17 protein-coding genes and 1 pseudogene are annotated in these 18,460 nt (G+C 60.1%); 14 read left to right on the top strand and 4 right to left on the bottom strand.

The genetic code is table 11. From position 1 onward, the window contains the following. Positions 1-132: pseudogene (locus PAF17_RS18715) on the top strand (succinyl-CoA--3-ketoacid-CoA transferase); the annotation flags it as partial. 110 nt (positions 133-242) lie between these two features. On the opposite strand, the gene PAF17_RS18710 reads toward PAF17_RS18715, so the two are convergent. Then, positions 243-773: a gamma carbonic anhydrase family protein gene (locus PAF17_RS18710; RefSeq protein WP_271890611.1), complete on the bottom strand. Its 531-nt coding sequence runs from the start codon at positions 771-773 to the stop codon at positions 243-245. A gap of 311 nt (positions 774-1,084) precedes the next feature. Beyond that, on the bottom strand, positions 1,085-1,927 hold the full coding sequence (locus PAF17_RS18705) for an alpha/beta hydrolase family esterase (RefSeq protein WP_271890610.1): 843 nt from the start codon (positions 1,925-1,927) through the stop codon (positions 1,085-1,087). A gap of 325 nt (positions 1,928-2,252) precedes the next feature. Between PAF17_RS18705 and PAF17_RS18700 the strand changes: the two genes are divergently transcribed. Then, complete coding sequence (locus tag PAF17_RS18700) at positions 2,253-3,650, top strand: hypothetical protein (protein WP_271890609.1); 1,398 nt, start codon at positions 2,253-2,255, stop codon at positions 3,648-3,650. On the opposite strand, the gene PAF17_RS18695 is transcribed toward PAF17_RS18700, so the two are convergent. Continuing rightward, complete coding sequence (locus PAF17_RS18695) at positions 3,647-4,555, bottom strand: LysR family transcriptional regulator (RefSeq protein WP_271890608.1); 909 nt, start codon at positions 4,553-4,555, stop codon at positions 3,647-3,649. The genes PAF17_RS18700 and PAF17_RS18695 overlap by 4 nt on opposite strands. Positions 4,556-4,690: 135 nt before the next feature. On the opposite strand from PAF17_RS18695, the gene PAF17_RS18690 reads away from it, so the two are divergent. From PAF17_RS18690 to PAF17_RS18675, 4 genes are read left to right on the top strand one after another with little or no spacing between them, the layout of a single operon-like run. Then, complete coding sequence (locus tag PAF17_RS18690) at positions 4,691-5,647, top strand: Bug family tripartite tricarboxylate transporter substrate binding protein (RefSeq protein ID WP_271890607.1); 957 nt, start codon at positions 4,691-4,693, stop codon at positions 5,645-5,647. After that, positions 5,644-6,138 carry a tripartite tricarboxylate transporter TctB family protein gene (locus PAF17_RS18685; RefSeq protein WP_271890606.1) on the top strand — a complete coding sequence of 165 codons (495 nt, stop codon included), beginning with the start codon at positions 5,644-5,646 and terminating at the stop codon, positions 6,136-6,138. Before PAF17_RS18690 ends, PAF17_RS18685 begins: the two co-directional genes overlap by 4 nt. A gap of 3 nt (positions 6,139-6,141) precedes the next feature. Then, the gene (locus PAF17_RS18680) at positions 6,142-7,656 is read left to right on the top strand and encodes a tripartite tricarboxylate transporter permease (protein ID WP_271890605.1); all 1,515 of its coding nucleotides are present in this window, start codon (positions 6,142-6,144) and stop codon (positions 7,654-7,656) included. Next, positions 7,657-9,198, top strand: coding sequence for a sulfatase family protein (locus tag PAF17_RS18675; protein ID WP_271890604.1), 1,542 nt, complete (start codon positions 7,657-7,659; stop codon positions 9,196-9,198). A gap of 30 nt (positions 9,199-9,228) precedes the next feature. On the opposite strand, the gene PAF17_RS18670 is transcribed toward PAF17_RS18675, so the two are convergent. Beyond that, entirely contained in the window at positions 9,229-10,146 is a 918-nt protein-coding gene (locus PAF17_RS18670) for a LysR family transcriptional regulator (protein ID WP_271890603.1), read from the bottom strand. Between the two features lie 109 nt (positions 10,147-10,255). Here PAF17_RS18670 and PAF17_RS18665 point away from each other — a divergent pair, with 109 nt between their 5' ends. Genes PAF17_RS18665 through PAF17_RS18630 form a run of 8 tightly spaced genes read left to right on the top strand, consistent with a single transcriptional unit; the run spans position 10,256 to position 18,361 of the window. Further along, positions 10,256-11,761 carry a sulfatase-like hydrolase/transferase gene (locus PAF17_RS18665; RefSeq protein ID WP_271890602.1) on the top strand — a complete coding sequence of 502 codons (1,506 nt, stop codon included), beginning with the start codon at positions 10,256-10,258 and terminating at the stop codon, positions 11,759-11,761. Positions 11,762-11,781: 20 nt separating this feature from the next. Then, on the top strand, positions 11,782-12,729 hold the full coding sequence (locus PAF17_RS18660) for a tripartite tricarboxylate transporter substrate binding protein (RefSeq protein WP_271890601.1): 948 nt from the start codon (positions 11,782-11,784) through the stop codon (positions 12,727-12,729). A 27-nt stretch (positions 12,730-12,756) separates the two neighbouring features. Beyond that, a complete protein-coding gene (locus PAF17_RS18655) occupies positions 12,757-13,215 on the top strand; it encodes a hypothetical protein (protein WP_271890600.1) in 459 nt (152 codons plus the stop codon). A 3-nt stretch (positions 13,216-13,218) separates the two neighbouring features. Next, positions 13,219-14,703, top strand: coding sequence for a tripartite tricarboxylate transporter permease (locus PAF17_RS18650; RefSeq protein WP_271890599.1), 1,485 nt, complete (start codon positions 13,219-13,221; stop codon positions 14,701-14,703). Positions 14,704-14,755: 52 nt separating this feature from the next. After that, positions 14,756-15,646 carry an L-threonate dehydrogenase gene (gene ltnD / locus PAF17_RS18645; RefSeq protein ID WP_271890598.1) on the top strand — a complete coding sequence of 297 codons (891 nt, stop codon included), beginning with the start codon at positions 14,756-14,758 and terminating at the stop codon, positions 15,644-15,646. 44 nt (positions 15,647-15,690) lie between these two features. Next, the gene (gene otnK / locus PAF17_RS18640) at positions 15,691-16,962 is read left to right on the top strand and encodes a 3-oxo-tetronate kinase (protein ID WP_271890597.1); all 1,272 of its coding nucleotides are present in this window, start codon (positions 15,691-15,693) and stop codon (positions 16,960-16,962) included. After that, entirely contained in the window at positions 16,959-17,606 is a 648-nt protein-coding gene (otnC, locus tag PAF17_RS18635; protein ID WP_271890596.1) for a 3-oxo-tetronate 4-phosphate decarboxylase, read from the top strand. The genes otnK and otnC overlap by 4 nt, the downstream gene beginning before the upstream one ends. Then, a complete protein-coding gene (locus tag PAF17_RS18630; RefSeq protein WP_271890595.1) occupies positions 17,603-18,361 on the top strand; it encodes a hydroxypyruvate isomerase family protein in 759 nt (252 codons plus the stop codon). The genes otnC and PAF17_RS18630 overlap by 4 nt, the downstream gene beginning before the upstream one ends. Positions 18,362-18,460 lie beyond the last annotated feature (99 nt).

The following is an 18,460-nucleotide window of genomic DNA, read 5'->3' as shown; positions in this document are numbered from 1 at the left end:
GTGGTCAATCGCATCATCACCAATCTGGGCGTTCTGGACGTGGTCGAGGGCGGCCTGAAGATCGTCGAACTCGCCGATGGCGTGACCGAAGAAGAACTGCGCGCCGCAACCGAAGCCACTATCGTCAACTGACGATCAAGCCTGAGATGCAGGAAACGACATCGCGACCCGGATCGGGTCGCGATTTGTTCAGGCATGGCGGATCCGTCACCGGATTGGAAGCTGCACCGTGCGGGCCGAAGTCAGTCAAGCGTGATCAGTTCAGCAGCAAAACGCTTCCAGTTCCGCACATAGTTCCTGGCTGGCTTTTGCAATGCCGCGATGCCTTCCGGGGTCAGGGTCCGCACCACCTTTGCCGGACTTCCCATCACCACCGAACCGTCCGGAATTTCTTTGCCCTCTGTGACAAGTGCACCTGCGCCGATTAGACAGTTGTTGCCGATTCTTGCGCCATTCAGGATGATCGCGCCCATTCCTACCAAGGTGCCATTCCCGATGGTGCAGCCATGCACGATGGCGCCATGTCCGATCGTGACCCCGTTGCCGATGGTTGCCGGAAAGCCGGGATCCGCATGGATCATCGCGTGTTCTTGAATATTGCTCTCATCGCCGATGCGGAGCGGTTCCTGGTCACCGCGCAGGACGGCGCCGAACCAAATTCCGACATCCCGGCCCAACGTGACGTCGCCGATGACATGCGCCGAAGGGGCGATCCAGAATGTGTTGGGTCCGGCGGTTCGGGGTTTGGTATTTCCAAGTGCATACAAGGCCATGCGATGGGTTTCCTGTGTAGGTTTCATGACAGCGGATCCGGCGTTCATTCGGGCGGGGTGATCGCAGCGCGGGCCTGACGGCAAATGATGCGCCGACCCCACCGATACCACCTAGATAACAATGCCGAAATTGCCGGAGATGGCGAATATAAACATATATATGTATATATATTATGTCACGTAAAACCTGAGATCCGGGTTTGGCCTCAGACTTGCGGCCGATGTCAGGTGACTGTCGGCAGGGATGCTCGGGCCAGGGTGTCGGTCAGAACGCGGGGCAGCCCGAATGTTTCGTGGCATGGTTGCGGGGCTTAGTTGTTTCGGAGTTGAGCTTCCTCGAACCAGTCCATGATCAATGCTGCCCACCCGTCGGGTGCACCATGCCCGCCCTTGTGTAATAGCAGGTCGATCTGTCCCGCATCGCAATCGCCCCAGTGGCGCAGCCAGAAATCGCCAACAAAGCTGCTGCTGTCTGGCAAACTATGACAGCCATTTGTCTGGCGCAGCAGCCCCAGCGACGCCCAGACGTCGCCCTGCACGACTGCGCCATCAAAGAAGGACCGGCCCTCCAGCGGCACTGTTCGGTCGGTCCAGCCATGTGTGTGAAACAAGGTCACCGGCCCCTCGCATCGTTCCGGTAGCGGATTCCAGAATGCCCCGGCAAGCGGCGCATAGGTCGTGGCGAAATCAGGGTTGTCGCACGCCATGTTCCAGACCATTGATCCGCCACGCGAGAATCCTGCAAGAAGAACCGGCCCGTCAGTCATTTGGCCATGATCTCGGGCGTCTGCAAGCACGGCGTTCAGGAATGCGATATCGTCACGTTCGAATTGCATGTTGCCGGCATGCACGGACCAGTCCTTTGTCCAGCGATTTTCCGGATGCTCGCCATTGGGCGCGACGAACATATAGGCGCGGCGCAAAGCCTCGGTTGCCAGATCGGAATTCATCAGGCTCTTGCCTGTGGCGCCGCCGCCATGAAGATAGATGACGATGCCCTTGGGTTTTGTGTTGTCGGGCAGGGTCAGATGATAACTGCCACCCTTCACCATGCATGCGCGTTCGGCAGAGCCGCAACCTTGCGCCTGCGCATCGTATCTGGACAGGAACAGCGCGGCAAACCCGGCGCATATGGCCCCCAAGCACCTGAACATGCAGCCCTCCGCCCGACAACATTCTTGCAAGACATCATGATGCCGCACGAGAGCAGCGTCGTGAACCCCGTCAGCCGTGATTTTCGGTTTTGCCACGGCGGCAGTTGGGTTGCGTGATGGGGTGGATGCAGAATGTTCGGTGCAATGTGCATTGCAGAGGCATCAGGCATGTCAGGGGGGGGAGGCGTCGGTTTGCCCGGCTTTCCGTGCGTACTTGTAAAGCGGGCGAAAAATTGGCCTAAACGGAGATGGAAACAATATCTATCCGCCGCGCGGCACGGGGCATCCCTGCGGTCGACGGGACCCAAGGGCAGTAGTTGCAAGCATGTTCAGATCTTTCAGGTCGATCAGGGATTATGTCGCGTTTTTCGAACTAGGACTGTCGGATCGAAGATCGACATATATCTTCATCATCGCAGGTGGCGTCCTGTTATCCGTGGCGGGGCTTGTGTTTCCAAAGACCACCGATTGGGGGAATCACGGGTGGCTTGCCTTGCCCATTCTTGGCCTGACTTGGGGTATCAAGATACTGGCCGCGCTTCGGCCCGGGATCATACGCAGCCGGTTCGAGCTGAAACGAGCAGCCGATCTTGATGAGCAGATCAAGGGCAGCCGCCCCGACCCCAAGGACATCGAATACGGTTGGCGGGCATTTCGCCCGACGCATATGGTGCAGGGAAGTATCCATACCTCTCCGGCATTCAATGGGGATTGCATGCTTGACGCGGAATGGGACGTTCCCCTGACGGATGTCACGGGGAAATATGCCAATATCCTTCGCGACATTCGCAAGAACCGCGAGCCGTTCAAGCAATATGCCAGCCGCACGGTGCTGCGCAAAATTCTGAGCCCGCTGCCTTTGGTCAACGAAAGGAAGATCGGAATTGCCAGCAACTTTCATGTCGGAATGACCCGTGTAGAGGTCTTTGAAAGCAACTATTTCGCCACTTGGTGTTCCGGTGATCTGGCCCATCAGGACATCATCGAAGTCCATTCCGAAGGCAAACGCGAATACAGCGCGGCACGCGATCGGGTTCCTTTCAAAAGAACCGGAGAGCAACTGCATCTCGAACGGCTGTCTGCAAGCTCGGAACGAATTTCAACGCAGATCGGCGTCAACCTTCTTGGTGTCACCGCGGACAATGTCTTGCTGATTGCCATTCAGGGCGAACATAACCTTCATGGCGCCGGTGCGCGTGTCCCGTTGACGACCGGGTCCATGGATTGGGAAGATCGCCTTGAGGCAGGCACATTCAAGGAACTGGGCAAAGTTGCCGCATTGCGCGAGCTTCGTGAGGAATGGGGCAACAACCCCGAACGGACCAAGGTCGCGCCACTGGATTTCGAATGTTTCGTTCCCGTCGGCGTGTTTCGTGTTCCGGGCCGTGCCGGCAAGCCGGAGTTTGCCGCGATTGGACGCCTGAACTGGAACGAAGCGGATTTGAGGGCCGATCAGTCCGAAGTGGACATCTGGGAAGATCGCGCGGAAATAGGCCGTGCATCGCATCGGTACCCGGTCGAAAGCTTTGAAGATTTCAAGAATGCGATCCGCGATCTTCTGGAAGGCTCCGGACGGGATGAGGATACCGCGCCGCTATATGGTGTTCTCGTATGTGTTCAGGGATTGATCGAAAGCCAGCCTGACATGCTGCGCAAGGCATTGGGCTATGACATCCAGGACATTGCGGCATCGGCGGGTGGCGTCACGATTGCCAATGTCTAGTCGATGCGATCCCTGAGCTGCGCAATCATGTCCTCTGCCGTGCTTCGAAAGATCGTCACCAGATTGTCCAACGCGTCACTGCGTTCTTGCGCGGGGGGGAACAGCAATCCAAAGCTGAGCCATTCATCGGTATCCAGCGGGCGGCACAGCACCTCGTCGCGGAAAATCAACGGGCTGAGCGCATCTGCGATCGTGATGCCGTAGCCTTCGGCGACCAGGGCGCAGGCCAGCATGGTGTTGGCCACCTTCACCCGACTGGGCGGGGCCAGATCATAGGCGGCGAACAAGTCTTCGACCTGTTCGCCAATCAAGAGATTTGATGTGATGCGCACGAATTGTTCGCCTTGCAGCTCGGCCGGTGGCACCCGGTCGAATTTGGCAAGGCGGTGATCGGGCGACATGACGACCATGGGCGGGATGCGGCCCAGGACCTCGGTGCGCAAATCCGGATTGCTGGCAGGCAACGGGCCGACGCCCAGATCGAACTGGTTGCCCGCGACCGAACGTTCCATCACGCGGCGGGTATCTGCATGCACGACCACATGCATTTCGGGATGTTGCTTCAGGAATCTGGCCGTGGCGGGGATCGCGATAACGGTGCCCAGCCGCGGAATGGCGTTCACCTTGATCTGATGATGGGTGCCTTCGCGCACATTCTGGACGATCTCGGGCACGCGTTCCAGATTTTCCAGCATGACCTGAGCTTCGCGATAGAAGGCCACGCCCTCGCGGGTTGGGATCAGGCGCTGTTTGTTGCGATGGAACAATTGCAGGCCAAGCTCGTGTTCCAGAACGGCAAGCTGGCGGCTGAGTGCGGAATTGCTGGTATTCATACGCTTGGCGGCGACGCGCAGCGTGCCCAGCTGCATCACCAGATTGAAGGCACGCAGTCCCTTGATATTCATGCTTCCGGCCTTTGTACCAAAAAATGCAACATATGATCGTTACTTTGAAATATACGAACATGTCGAGTTCTGGCAATAACGTCCCTCATATCCGGTACCGCTCGGCGGTATCCGGGACTTTTCGGGAGGAGAGGCATGGAACGCAGGAACTTTCTCATATCTGCCGCCGCTGTGACGGGCGCGGTCGCGATGCCGGGCATTGCCTTGGCGCAATGGCGCCCGAGGCGCCCCGTCACCTTGATCGTTCCTTTCCCTACCGGTGGGGGAACGGATGCATATGGCCGGGCTGTGGCCTTGGGGTTGCGAGAGCGGCTGGGCGTGCCGGTCAATGTGGTCAACAAGCCGGGCGGGGGTGGCGTGAACGGCGCGGCCGAGCTTGCCCGTGCGCGGGCCGATGGCCTGACGTTGATGGTGACGACGGGCGGTGCGCTGGTCATGGGCGGAATGTTCAAATCCATCCCTGTTGATCTGTTCGACGACCTGACCACTTTGGGGCAGGCGGGCAGCTTGCAGGCGGCGGTGGCCGTGCCCTTCGACAGCCCTTATCAGACATTGGGTGATCTGTTTGACGCGGTTCGCGCGGCGCCAGACAGCTTGCGTTGGGCGCATACGGGGCGGGGCGCATTCCTGCATGTTGCCGGACAAAGCCTGTTGGATGCCAATGCGCTGTCGGCGGTGGATGTCCCCTTTGCCGGTGGCGGCAAGGTGCGGGCCGCAGTTCTGGGATCCCAGGTCGATTTCGCGGTGATCGGAATTCACCAGGCAGTCGGGTTCGAACAGCAAATGCGTGTGCTTGGGCTGATTGCCCCGCAGCGTTACGCGTTGCAGGCCGATGTGCCCACAGTGGCCGAGTTTGGCTATGAATATTCATTCGTTGACACGCCGATCACGCTGCATGGACCCAAAGATCTGCCCGACGAAACTGCGCAGGTTTTGACCACAGCGTTGCAGGAAACCGTCAGCAGCCCGCAATTCGCCAAGGATGTGGCGGCGCAGGGTTTGCTGCCGGCCTATCTTGATGGTCATGCTGCGGTGGCGCGGCTGAGCGAATTGCAGGATGCGGTCGCCCCGGTCATTCAGGCATTGAAATGACGGATGACGGCAAAGGCCTGATGACGCGCGATTTCGTGTCGGGGTTGGCCATGGTGATTATCGGCGCTCTGGTGCTGAAAATCGCCATGGAGATCGAGATTACCGAACAGGGCGGGATCGGGCCGCGGGTATTTCCGGTCGCGGGTGGCGGGGCCATTCTGATGTTGGGGGTGATCCAGACGCTGCACGCGATCCGGACGCCACTGGCAGAGAGCGATCTACCCCGTTGGCGCCACATGATGCCGGTGCTTTTGCTTTGCGCTCTGGCCATTGGCTATCTGTTTGCGATCACGATGCTTGGGTATCTGATCGGCACGGCGATAAGCGCGCCATTGGCGTTGTTGCTGTTTGGTGTCCGATCGCCCCTGGCCTTGTTGGCCGCTGCGGTGCTTTGCCCCGCGATATACCACCTTGTCTTCTTTGTCGGGCTTGGCGTGTTCCCGCCATATGGCGCGTGGTTCGACCTATTGGACGTCTTTCAGGGATACTGACCCATGGATATCTTCGCAGGAATCGCGACGGTGGCCACGTCACCGGCGCTGTTGTTCTGGATTGTCGCCGCGGCATTGATCGGCATGGTGGTCGGGGCCATTCCGGGCCTGACGGCCGCAGCAGCCATTGCGATGCTGCTACCGGTGACATATTACATGGACCCCCTCAGCGCCCTGGCATTCCTTTATGTCATCGGCAAGTCGGGGCGCTATGGCGGCTCGGTTGCGGCGATCCTGTTCAACACACCCGGCACGGCTGCCAGTGCGGCGACGCAGTTGGACGGCTATCCGTTGTCGCGACAGGGCAAGTCGGGCAAAGCCATGAAGATCGCTACGATTTCATCCGTGATCGGCGATTTCATCGGCGACCTGCTGTTGATCGTATTCGTGGGTTATATCGCTCGGATCGCTTTGACGATGGGCCCGCCGGAACTGTTTGCCGTCTATTTCGCGGCCTTTGTCGTGATCGGATCGGTCATTGGTCAATCCGTCACCAAGGGATTGGCCAGCGCCGCCCTGGGCATTGTTCTTGCGACTGTGGGGCTGGATCCGATCACGTCGCAGGATCGTATGACTCTGGGGTTGTTCGACCTGTCGGGGGGCGTGTCGCTTGTGCCGTTGATGATCGGGATCTTCGTTCTGGGCGAGGTGTTCACGCAACTGGAAAGCAAGCCAGCCGCCGTTCAGGCATTTTCCGAACCGCATGACCAAGGAGCTGCCGCCCGCAACCATCTTGGCTGGGCCGAGTTCCGGCGCTGTTTTCCCCATATTGTCCGGTCATCCTTTATCGGTGCGTTTATCGGCATGCTGCCCGGTCTGGGATCGGCAATTGCATCCTTTGTGGCCTATGGCGAAGGCAAGCGTCGGGCACGCAACCCGGAGGAATGGGGCAAGGGGGCATTGGAGGGTGTTGCCGCCCCCGAAGCGGCCAACAACGCTGTATCAGGGCCATCCATGGCGCCTTTGCTGACGCTGGGTATTCCCGGATCAACCATTGGTGCCATTCTGATCGGGGTCTTTCTGATCCACGGCATCCAAATCGGCCCGACGCTGTTTCTGACGTCGCGCGAATTGGTTTACAGCCTGTTCGCCGCGGGTTTGTTCGGCATCGCGAGCTATGGTCTGATCGGTTATTTTGGCGCGGCGCGTGTTGGGCACCTGATCCTGAAGATACCGACCCGGGTTCTGTATCCGCTGATCTTCCTGACCGCGTTTGTATCCGCCTATTCGGCGAATGGCAGCCTGTTTGACGTGGCTGTGATGATCGCGGCAGGCGTCCTTGGCTGGTTGATGCGCAAATTCGATTTCAACCCTGCGGCGTTGGTCATCTCTTTCGTGTTGGCGGGCGGTGCCGAGGAAGCGCTGCGCCAATCTTTGCGCCTGTCCGACAGCGGGCTGATGATTTTTCTCGAACGACCGATTGCTGCGGCCTTCCTGCTGCTGGGCGTCTTGGCGATGTTCTTTCGCGCCCGTTCGCTGCGCCGCGCGACCACAAGCTCAATCAAAGAGGCAAGCTAAGTGACCAAGCGCCCGAATATCGTTTTCATCACCTCGGATCAGCAACGTGCCGATTGCTACGGTTTTGCCGGACGCAAGGTCAAGACACCGCATCTTGACCGGCTGCGGGCCCAAGGCATGCATGTGCCGACCTGCATCACGCCGGCCCCGGTCTGTCAGCCCGCGCGGGCATCGATCCTGACGGGAAAACTGCCCAAGACCCATGGCGTCAAGGATAACGGTATCGACCTGCGCCCCGAAATCGGCAATCGCAGCTTTGCCAGGCAATTGTCCGACGCCGGTTATGCGACAGCGTTGATCGGCAAGGCGCATTTTGCCTCGACCCAGACCTTTGCGCCGCGTCCGAACCCCGAATGCAAGTCCGGGTCGGCGGATTACCCCGCAGATTGGCATGGGCCGTATATGGGCTTTGATCATGTCGAGCTGCTCACACAGGGGCATTGGCACAAGTTTCGGCCCCCAATCACGCCTCCCAGCGGCCAGCACTACGAGAAATGGTTCTTCGATACGGTCGGCGGGCAAGAAGCGTTTGATCTGTGGAAGGACGAAACCCGGCCCGGAACCGGCGCGGCCCAGACATGGAGTTCGGCCCTGCCTGCCGCATGGCACAGTTCGACCTGGGCAACGGATCGGGCGCTGCGCTGGCTGCACAGGCGTGACGAAAACCAGCCGTTCTGCCTGTGGCTTTCGTTGCCCGATCCGCACCACCCGTTTGACTGCCCCGAACCCTGGAGCCGCCTGCACGACCCGGACGAGGTGGATCTGCCAGCCCATCGGGTCAAGGATCTCGAGCGCAGGCCGTGGTGGCACAAGGCCTCGCTGGAAGGCGAACCCCAGCTCGATGATCCGCTTTACAAGAAGTTTCGCAAACAGGGCACCCGCATCCCTGACCAGACCGATGAACAGCTTCGGGACATGACCGCGAATTACTATGGCATGATCTCGTTGATAGATCACAATGTCGGGCGGGTTCTGGCAGCCCTGGCAGATGAGGGGATCGCCGAGGATACGATCGTGATCTACACCTCGGACCATGGTGACTACATGGGTGATCACGGACTGTATCTGAAAGGGCCAATCCTTTACGACTCGCTACTGAATGTCGGTATGATCGCGCGCGGACCGGGAATCGAACCGGGCAGCACGATGCAAGACGTGGCGTCGACATTGGACCTGGCGGCGACATTCTGCGATTATGCCGGCACGCAGATGCCGCAAGATGCGCAGAGCCGCTCGATGCGGGCCGCGCTGCAGGGGCAGGGCGACGCACGAGAGGCCGTCTATGCCGAATGGGATGTCTCGCCGTCCCGATGTGGGGTGCAGCTGGACCTGCGCTGTGTTCATACGGGCGACAGCAAGCTGACAGTCGAATTGCAGTCGGGGGCAGGTGAAATGTATGATCTGGTTGCCGATCCGGATGAGATGAACAACCTGTGGGATGATCCGACGGCCGCCGACCTTCAGGCGCGTCTCGTCACCTTGTTGCATGCCCGACCGGGCATTGAACTGGCAAGCTTTGATCAGCCAAGCGGTGTGGCATAACCGGACGATGGGCGCATCCTGACGCGGGGCTTATACAGATACGGGCAATGCGAAATTTCCCAAAGTTTCACGCATGATGGCAAGCAGGGACCGGGTCGACGGTTCCTGCTCGTTTTCTTTGTGGCGAATGACGCCATAGGTCAGCCGCACCGCAGGCGACCAGTTGCGAACCACCAGATCATCGGTGGGATAGGCCGTCGGGCTGAACGGGTCGCAAATGGCGATGCCGGCCCCCGCCAGTGCCAGCCGACAGCAGGTATTGGCCGAGGACGATTCAATATCGGCGGCAATCTGATGCCCTTCGCGTTCCAGAATGGTATCGATGCGGGATCGTAACAATTGGCGACTGGGCAGGATCAGGCTGTGGCCGGCCAGATCTTCGGGGCTAATCATGGGCCTGTCTGCCAGCGGATGGTCGCGATGCATGACTGCAACGGCGCGCGTATCCAGCAGGGGTTCCGCCAACAATGCCGAATTCGACGATGGCAACAGTGCAAAGGCCAGATCGATCTCGCGGCGGGCTGCCCAATCCTCGATCTCGACCCTGGAACGAGCCTCCAGGGCGATCTGGATGTCAGGGTTATCGCGGGTGAATCGTGTCAGGCCATTGGTGAAGGGCAGACTGTTCAGGACCGGTGGCGTGGCGGCTATTCTGATGCGCCGGCGGCCGTGCCCGGCAATGTCGCGCGCGATTGCGCCCAGATTATCCAGCCCAGAGATGGTTGCCTCGATCGCCCTGAAAAACTCGACCCCGTTCGGGGTGGGGCTGACGGGGGTGCCGCTACGCCGGTCGAACAGTTTGATTTGTAAAGAACTTTCAAGCGCGGTCAATTGCTTGCTTATGGTCGGCTGACTGAGGTTCAGCCGTTCCGAAGCTGCTGTCAGGCTGCCGCCCATCATCACCGCGTGAAAGGCGCGAAGCTGGCGCAGACCGACACGATTGCTCATCAGACCATCCTTCAAAGTTTCAATTTTAGAAATTATATGGGCAATTATATCATTATGTGCATGACTGCAATTCGCGCTAGAGACCTGCAACCGGGAACAGGAGGCAGGGATGACAGCCAAAAAACCGAACGTATTGCTGATTTGCACCGACCATTGGGCCGCCGAGCATCTGGGTTTTGCGGGAAACCCCGCGATCATTACCCCCGGCCTGAACGAAATCTCGGCCGTCGGCACGCGTTTTTCCAACGCCTATTCGGAATGTCCCGTCTGCATCCCGGCCCGTCGCACGCTGATGACGGGTCAGGTTCCGCGCAGTCACGGCGACCGGGTGTTCAACGACCAGCTGAATATGCCCGACGTGACAACCATGGCGCAGGCGTTCCGCGACGCCGGTTATCAGGCTGATGCCGTGGGCAAGCTGCATGTGCACCCACAACGCGACCGAATAGGTTTCGATTCCGTTCTTCTTGACGATGAAGGGCGTCCTCAATGGGGAACGCTGGACGATTACGATATTTATCTGGGCGATCAGGGCCTTGCTGGTCGCCAGTTCGATCATGGCATGTCGAACAACCAATATAACTGGCGGCCATGGCACCTGGATGAACAGCATCATGCGACCTCTTGGGCGGGACGGATGATGGCGCGCACGATCAAGCGTCGTGACCCCACCAAACCCGGTTTCTGGTATTTGGGTTTTCGCCACCCTCACCCGCCATTGGTTCCGCCCCAGGCCTTTGTCGACCTGTATCGCGATGTCGAGATCGACCCGCCCTATGTCGGGGAATGGGCTCGCGATCCCGCCCGTCGCCCCTTCGCAATTCAGGCGCAGCTCAGCCGCACCAACCTGTATTCCGAACAGCAGATGCTGGCTGCGAAAAAGGCGTTCTACGCACTTTGCACGCAGATCGACTACCAGATCCGCTATCTGATCGGCACCTTGCGTCTGGAAGGTATTCTGGATGACACCATCATCATGTTCACGTCGGATCACGGTGACATGCTGGGCAATCATGACATGGCGGCCAAGCGGATCTTTTATGAAAGCAGCGCGAATATCCCGATGATCCTGATGGCGAACAAGGGCAATCCCAAGGCGCGTGAAGGCGTTGTGGACGAACGCCTTGTCGGCTTTGCCGATGTCATGCCGACATTGCTGGACCTTTGCGACATACCGGTTCCCGACACCGTGGACGGCATGTCGATGGTCGGCGAAGAAAAGCGCGAGTTCATCTATGGCGAATGCGGCGAAGATGATCATGCAAGCCGGATGGTCAGGGATCAGCGGTACAAGCTGGTCTACTATCCGACGGGCAATCACAGCCAGTTGTTCGACCTGATCAGCGACCCCCATGAAATGACCGATCTGGCGGCGGACCCGGCCCATGCCGCGACATTGAAGCGATTGCAGGATCTGTTGGTCGATCAGATGTATGGCGTCGATCTGGACTGGATCGAGGGCGGGGCCCTGATCGGCAAACCCGATCGCGAATATCACTGGGCGCCGCATCGCAGCCTCAATTCCCAGCGCGGAGACGGATGGCCGCCTTCGCCCAAGGTCGACATCATTCAGATTGAATGGTCGCGCGAACGGGAAGAAGCGGCAAGCAGCTGAATTTAACGGGAGGAAAACACATGAAGATTCTATCGACCCTTGGTTGCGCGGCGGTGGTTGCCGCGACCGGCGCAACCGCTGTTCTGGCCGAGTATCCGGAAAAGCCCATCGAAGTGATCGTGCCGTTCGGCGCGGGCAGCAATTCCGATACCTCGGGGCGTTTGTTGATCAACGCCATGCGCAAGGCGATGGGCGCGGATCTGGTTCCGATCAATGTTGACGGGGCAGGTGGCACCATTGGCATCGCCCAGATGGCGCGATCGAAACCGGACGGCTATCGGATCGGATATGCCCCGATCGCGACGGTGACGGTGCAGCCCAACTTGCGCCCGTTGCCTTATGACAATACCAGCCTTGCGCCGGTGTGCATGGTTGCAAACAATCCGACGGCGATTTCGGTGGCTCCGGACAGCCCGTATAATTCGGTGCAGGACCTGATCGATGCGGCCAAGTCCGGCGAACAGATCATCGCCGTTGGCGGGGCCCCGGGATCGATGCCCCATATCACCCAGGCGGCGCTGGCCAATGCCTATGGCGTGACCTTCACCTATCTGCCTGCGGGTGGCGGCGGAAAGGCGGCAACTGCATTGTTGGGGGGCGAGGCGACCCTTGCCGCTGATGCCGCGGCAATGGTGTCGCAATATGATCTGAAACCCCTGGCAATCGCGTCGGCCGAGCGCACGGAAATGTTGCCCGACGTGCCGACCCTGACCGAGTTGGGACATGACGTGTCACTATCGGTGTGGTTCGGGCTGTTTGCACCCAAGGATACGCCGGAAGAGATTCTGGACCAGCTGTCCAGTGCCTGTGGTCAGGCGGTCGAGGACCCGGAATTCGTCAAGGGCATGACGGCAGCCAACTATACGCTGCAATATCTGGATCGCACGACTTTTGCGCAGTTCTACGAAGAGGAATATGCCCGCAGTCGTGATTTGCTGCCGACCATCGGGGTCGCGGTCAAAGACTGATCTGGCGTAAGCACTTGGGGGGCATCCATGAAACAACTGGTAAATTCGGACACGCTGCTGGGCGGCTTTTTCGGGCTTGTTGCGCTGATCCTGCTGAGAAGCAGCTATCACAGCAGTGATGTGTTTCTGTTGCCGGGGGATGCCCCACCCTTCCTGGTGGCCCAGCTGGCATTGTATGCGGTTCTGGCGCTGTCCCTGGCGATTTTGATCAAGGGCGTCTTGCGAGGCGGAGTCGCGCCTGGCGACATTCGATGGCGCCCGACCTTTCTCATGATGGCGCTGCTACTGATGACGACGGTGCTGTTCAAGATGGCTGGCTATCTGCTGATCGTGCCGCTTGCTGTCGCGGGATGTTGCCTGATCCTTGGTTATCGCAAGCCCGTGCCGCTGGTCGGACTGTCCGTTGCGGTGCCGGTGGCGACCTATCTGCTTCTGGTGAAGTTCGCGTCGCTGCCGCTGCCGACCATTCCCGGGCTGGAGTTCTGATCGATGGATTTTACTTCTCTTGTCGCGGCCATTGGCATGCAGGCGGATCCGACCACGCTGGCAATCATGGTTCTGGCGACCTTTCTTGGCATGATCGTCGGTGCCCTGCCGGGGCTTGGAACGGTGACGGCGCTGGCGATCGTGCTGCCATTCACCTTTGTTCTCAGCCCGACACAGGCAATCGGGATGCTGACGGCGATCTATGTCAGCTCGGTCTATGGTGGTTCGGTTCCGGCCATTCTGATCAATGTTCCGGGAACGCCGCAATCTGCCGCCACGGCGCTTGACGGTTATCCCATGGCGCAATCGGGCAGGGCGGCCGAGGCCCTTGGCTGGGTCACTGTGGCCTCGGCCATCGGCGGCATCTTTTCGATGATCGTGTTGATGTTCCTTGCCCCGCAATTGGCGCAGGTCGCGGTGCAGTTCGGATCGATCGAAACCTTTGCGTTGATCGTCTTTTCACTGACCACGATCGCCTGGGTGTCCGCAGGCAACCCGCTCAAGGGATTGCTGGCCGGGCTGATCGGGATCGTTATGTCCACCGTTGGTATCGACGCGTTGAGCGGTGTCGAGCGGTTCACCTTCGGCAATTTCGAGCTGTCGGCGGGCCTGCATGTCGTCCCGATCCTGATTGGACTTTTTGCCCTGTCCGAGGTTTTCGCCTCTGCCGCACAACCGGTCTCCGGGGTTACGGGCAAAGTGGTGTCCGCCGGCTTCAAGGTCGCGCCGTTGCAGGAATGGAAACCTGTGCGCAAGACCCTGCTGCGCAGTTCGGTCATCGGGACATTTCTGGGAATCCTTCCCGGTGTCGGTGCCACCGCCGCCTCGCTGATCGGCTATGCGCAGGCGCGGTCGTCTTCTGACAGCGCCCAGAGCTTTGGCAAGGGAAATCCCGAAGGGATCGTGGCGTCCGAAGCGGCGAACAATGCCGTCACCGGTGGCGCGTTGGTGCCGACACTGGCTTTGGGCATTCCGGGTGATGCGGCCACGGCGGTGATGCTGGGTGCGTTGGTCGTGCACGGGATCACGCCCGGCGTGAACCTGTTTCAGGGCAGTCCCGACCTTGTGAATTTCGTCTTTGTCGCCTTGCTGGTCGCGAATGTGATGATGCTGATCGTCGGGGCGTTGGCAGCGCAGATGTTCAGCCGGGTGCTGAAGCTGCCCCATGCGCTGATCATGGGGGGCGTTGTGGCGCTGTCATTGGCGGGATCTTACGTCACGCGGTTCAGCATGGTTGACCTGTGGGTGACGGTGATCGCCGGTATCCTGGGTCTGTTCCTGCGTTTTGCCAATGTGCCGCTGGCCCCGATCGTGATCGGGTTCATTCTGGGGCAACCTTTCGAGGAAAGCCTGCGCAAGGGGCTGATCATCACCGATATGCAGCCGCTGCGCTTCTTCAACAGCCCCATCGCGGTTCTGTTCTTTGCCATCACCGCGGCGGTGGTTGCCTGGCCGCTGCTGGCCAAGGCCCGCGCCGCACGACACTGACCGGCTGGCGCAAATGCGCCCCAGTCAAGACATATCGATTGGAGAATGACGAATGTCCGGAAATCTAGGAGTGATCGGGCTTGGCTCGATGGGATACGGTATTGCGGCCTCGGCCCTGCGCGCGGGTCTGCGGGTTTGGGGTGCCGACATCAATCAGGCACAGGTTGCGCGGCTGCGCGATGACGGAGCCGAAGCCTCCGATATCGCCGAGGCGGTGCTGGATGCGGTAGCCGTGGTGGTTCTGAATGCGGCGCAAACCGAAGCGGTTCTGTTTGGCGACAATGGCATCGTGCCCCGACTTCGCGCCGGCGCGGTGGTGTTGTCCTGTGCGACCGTGCCGCCGGAATTCGCGCGAGACATGGCGGCGCGTTGTGCCGAACGCGGTGTGCATTACCTTGATGCGCCGATCTCGGGTGGATCGCAGAAGGCGGCGAATGGGCAATTGTCGATCATGGCATCGGGCAGCGATGCGGCGTTTCAGGCCGCGCGTCCGGTGCTGGATGCTATTGCCGAAACCGTATTCGAGCTGGGCGATCAGGCCGGGGCCGGATCCGCGATGAAGGCGGTCAACCAGCTGTTGGCCGGTGTGCATATCGCCACCATGGCCGAGGCCCTGACCTTTGGCATGACGCAGGGTGTCACACCTGACAAGTTCGTCGAGGTGATCAGCAAATGCGCGGGCACCAGCTGGATGCTTGAAAACCGGGCGCCACATATCGTGGCCGGTGATTATGCGCCTCACAGCTCGGTCAATATCTGGCCGAAGGATCTGGGTATCGTGCTGGATATCGCGAAATCGTCGAATTTCAGTGCGCCGCTGACGGCGGCGGCGCTGCAGCAATTCCTGGTTGCCGCAGGCATGGGGTTGGGCGGACAGGATGATGCCGCCGTCGCCAAGGTCTATGCCCGCAATGCAGGTCTGACATTGCCGGGCGAGGGTTGAGCCATGATTGCAGTGGAAATGTTTTCGACAGGGGGGCTTGGCGAATGACGGTAGTTCTAGGTTGCATCGCGGATGATTTTACCGGCGCAACGGATCTGGCGGGATTGCTGGCGCGATCCGGGGTGCGGGTGCGGTTGCACATGGGCTTGCCCGACGACGCGCCGGGCGACGATGTGGCCCCCTTCGAAGTGATCGCCCTGAAGACACGGACCCTGCCCGTTGCAGAGGCGCTGGAACAGACTCGCGCCGCGGCGCAATGGCTGCAGGCGGCCGGGGCGGGTCGGTATTTCTGGAAATACTGTTCGACATTCGATTCGACCGAAACGGGCAATATCGGTCCTGTTGCTCAGGCATTGATGTCGGATCTGGGCGCGGCGCAGACTATCTATTGCCCGGCCTTTCCCGAAAATGGTCGCCGCGTTTTCATGGGGAACCTGTTCGTGGGACAGCAGCCGCTGGCCGAGAGCCCGATGCGGGACCACCCTTTGACACCGATGCGCGACAGCGATCTGACGCGGCTTCTGGCACCCCAGGTGTCTGGTCAAGTGGGGTTGATCGATCACCCGGTCGTCGAAGCTGGCCCGCAGTCGATCCGGACGGCGCTGGCTGCATTGGCGGCAGAGGGGCGGGCGCATATCGTGATCGACGCAATTCGTGACGGCGATCTGGAAACGATTGCAGCGGCTTGTCGGGAAATGCCCCTGATCACCGGCGGGTCGGCTTTGGCGATGGCCTTGCCGGGGTTGTATCTGGCCGATGGAACCTTGTCTGCCGATGCGCCGCGATTGGTGCCCCCTGTCTTGGGCGCGGGGGCCGTGGTGTTGTCGGGAAGCTGTTCGGCCATGACCAACCGTCAGGTGGCGCTGTATTTGGACAGTGGCGCCCCCGGGTTTCGGCTGGACCCGCTGGATCTGGCGCGCAATGGCAATAATGCGGTGCTGGATTGGCTTGCTGCGCAGGATCTGGCGCAGGCGCCAATTATTTACGCCACGGCGAACCCGGAATCCGTTCGCGCCGCACAGGATCAGCTGGGCGTGGTTCGTGCGGGTGAGATCGTTGAAGAAACCCTTGCCGCATGCGCGATTGCCGCGCGTGATCGCGGGGCGCAGCGTTTTGTCGTGGCCGGGGGCGAGACCTCGGGGGCGGTTACCCGCGCACTGGACGTGTCGCGGATGGATGTCGGGGCGGAAATTGCGCCGGGTGTACCCTGGTGCTTTGGGCGCTCGGCTGGAACGGAATTGGCCTTGACGCTGAAATCGGGAAATTTCGGCACCGAGAGCTTTTTTGCCGACGCGCTGGAGAGGTTGAGCACATGACCGAGACAGCCCTGCGAGAGACGATCTGCCTGTTGGCAAAATCCATGTTCGATCGCGGCCTGACGGGCGGGTCGACGGGCAACATATCGGCACGCACCGAAGATGGCGGCTTGCTGGTCAGCCCGACGGGCACCAGCTTTGGGCGGCTTGATCCTGCGCGGCTCAGCCGGTTCGATGCGTCGGGGCGATTGATCGGTGGTGATCCGCCGACCAAGGAAATGCCCCTGCACAGCGCCTTTTACGAGACGCGATCGACCGCAGGGGCGGTTGTCCATCTGCACAGTTGCCATTCCGTCGCCTTGTCCATGCTGCCGGATGTGGATGCTGATGATTTCTTGCCGCCGATGACGCCCTACGGGATCATGAAGCTGGGTCGGGTCAAGCTGCTGCCGTTCTTCTTGCCGGGCGATCCGGCCATGGGGCAGGCGGTGCGCGGCTTGGCGGGCAAACGGTCGGCGGTCATGCTGGCCAATCATGGCCCGGTGGTGGCCGGGCGTGATGTCGAAGCCGCCTGCAACGCCATCGAAGAACTCGAGGATACGGCGCGGCTGGCGATCCTGACCCGCGGGATGAACCCCAATATGCTGACGCAGGCCCAGGTGCGGAACCTGATCACGACATTCAATATCGAGTGGGACGAATGAAATTTTCTGCAAATCTGGGTTTTCTGTGGAATGAGCTTACCTTGCCGGACGCCATTCGCGCCGCGAAGCTGGCGGGCTTTGATGCGGTGGAATGTCATTGGCCCTATGATGTTCCGGCGGCCGAGATCCGCGCGGCGCTGGACGAAACCGGTCTGCCGATGCTGGGGCTGAATACCAGGCGGGGCGATGTCGCGGCGGGTGACAACGGCCTGTCGGCCCTGACCGGCCGCGAAGTCGAGGCGCGCGCCGCCATTTCCGAGGCCCTTGACTATGCCCGCGCCACGAAAACGCGCGCCGTGCATGTCATGGCGGGATTTGCCTCTGGTCCCGAGGCGCATGCAAGCTTCATCGCCAATCTTCGTTTCGCCTGTGCCGAGGCCGAAGCGCATGGCATCACGATCCTGATCGAGCCTTTGAACCACCATGATGCGCCGGGCTATTTCCTGCAAACGACCGAACAGGCCCAGGATATCATATCCGAGGTCAACCATCCTGCATTGCGGCTGATGTTTGATTGCTACCATGTGCAGATCATGGAAGGGGACCTGACCCGCCGTTTGCAGAATCTGCTGGGCCTGATCGGTCATATCCAGTTTGCGTCGGTACCTGATCGCGGCGCCCCGGATCATGGCGAGGTGGATTATCACGCAATCTTCGCGACCATAACGCGCCTTGGTTATGATCGACCTTTGGGCGCCGAATACAAACCGGCCGGCAAGACGGAAGACAGCCTTTCCTGGTTTTCTGTTTTTTAGATTTGGAAGGTTTGTTCTGATGTCTCGGAAGCGGCATGGTCTCAGTTTTTCTGCGCGACTGGGTTGGCTTCGTCGACGTTTGTTCGCGCGGGGTGGCGA

The sequence above is a fragment of the Paracoccus onchidii genome (assembly GCF_028294535.1).
GTDB classification, from domain to species: Bacteria; Pseudomonadota; Alphaproteobacteria; order Rhodobacterales; family Rhodobacteraceae; genus Paracoccus; species Paracoccus onchidii.
This window is presented reverse-complemented; position numbering and strand designations above follow the sequence as displayed.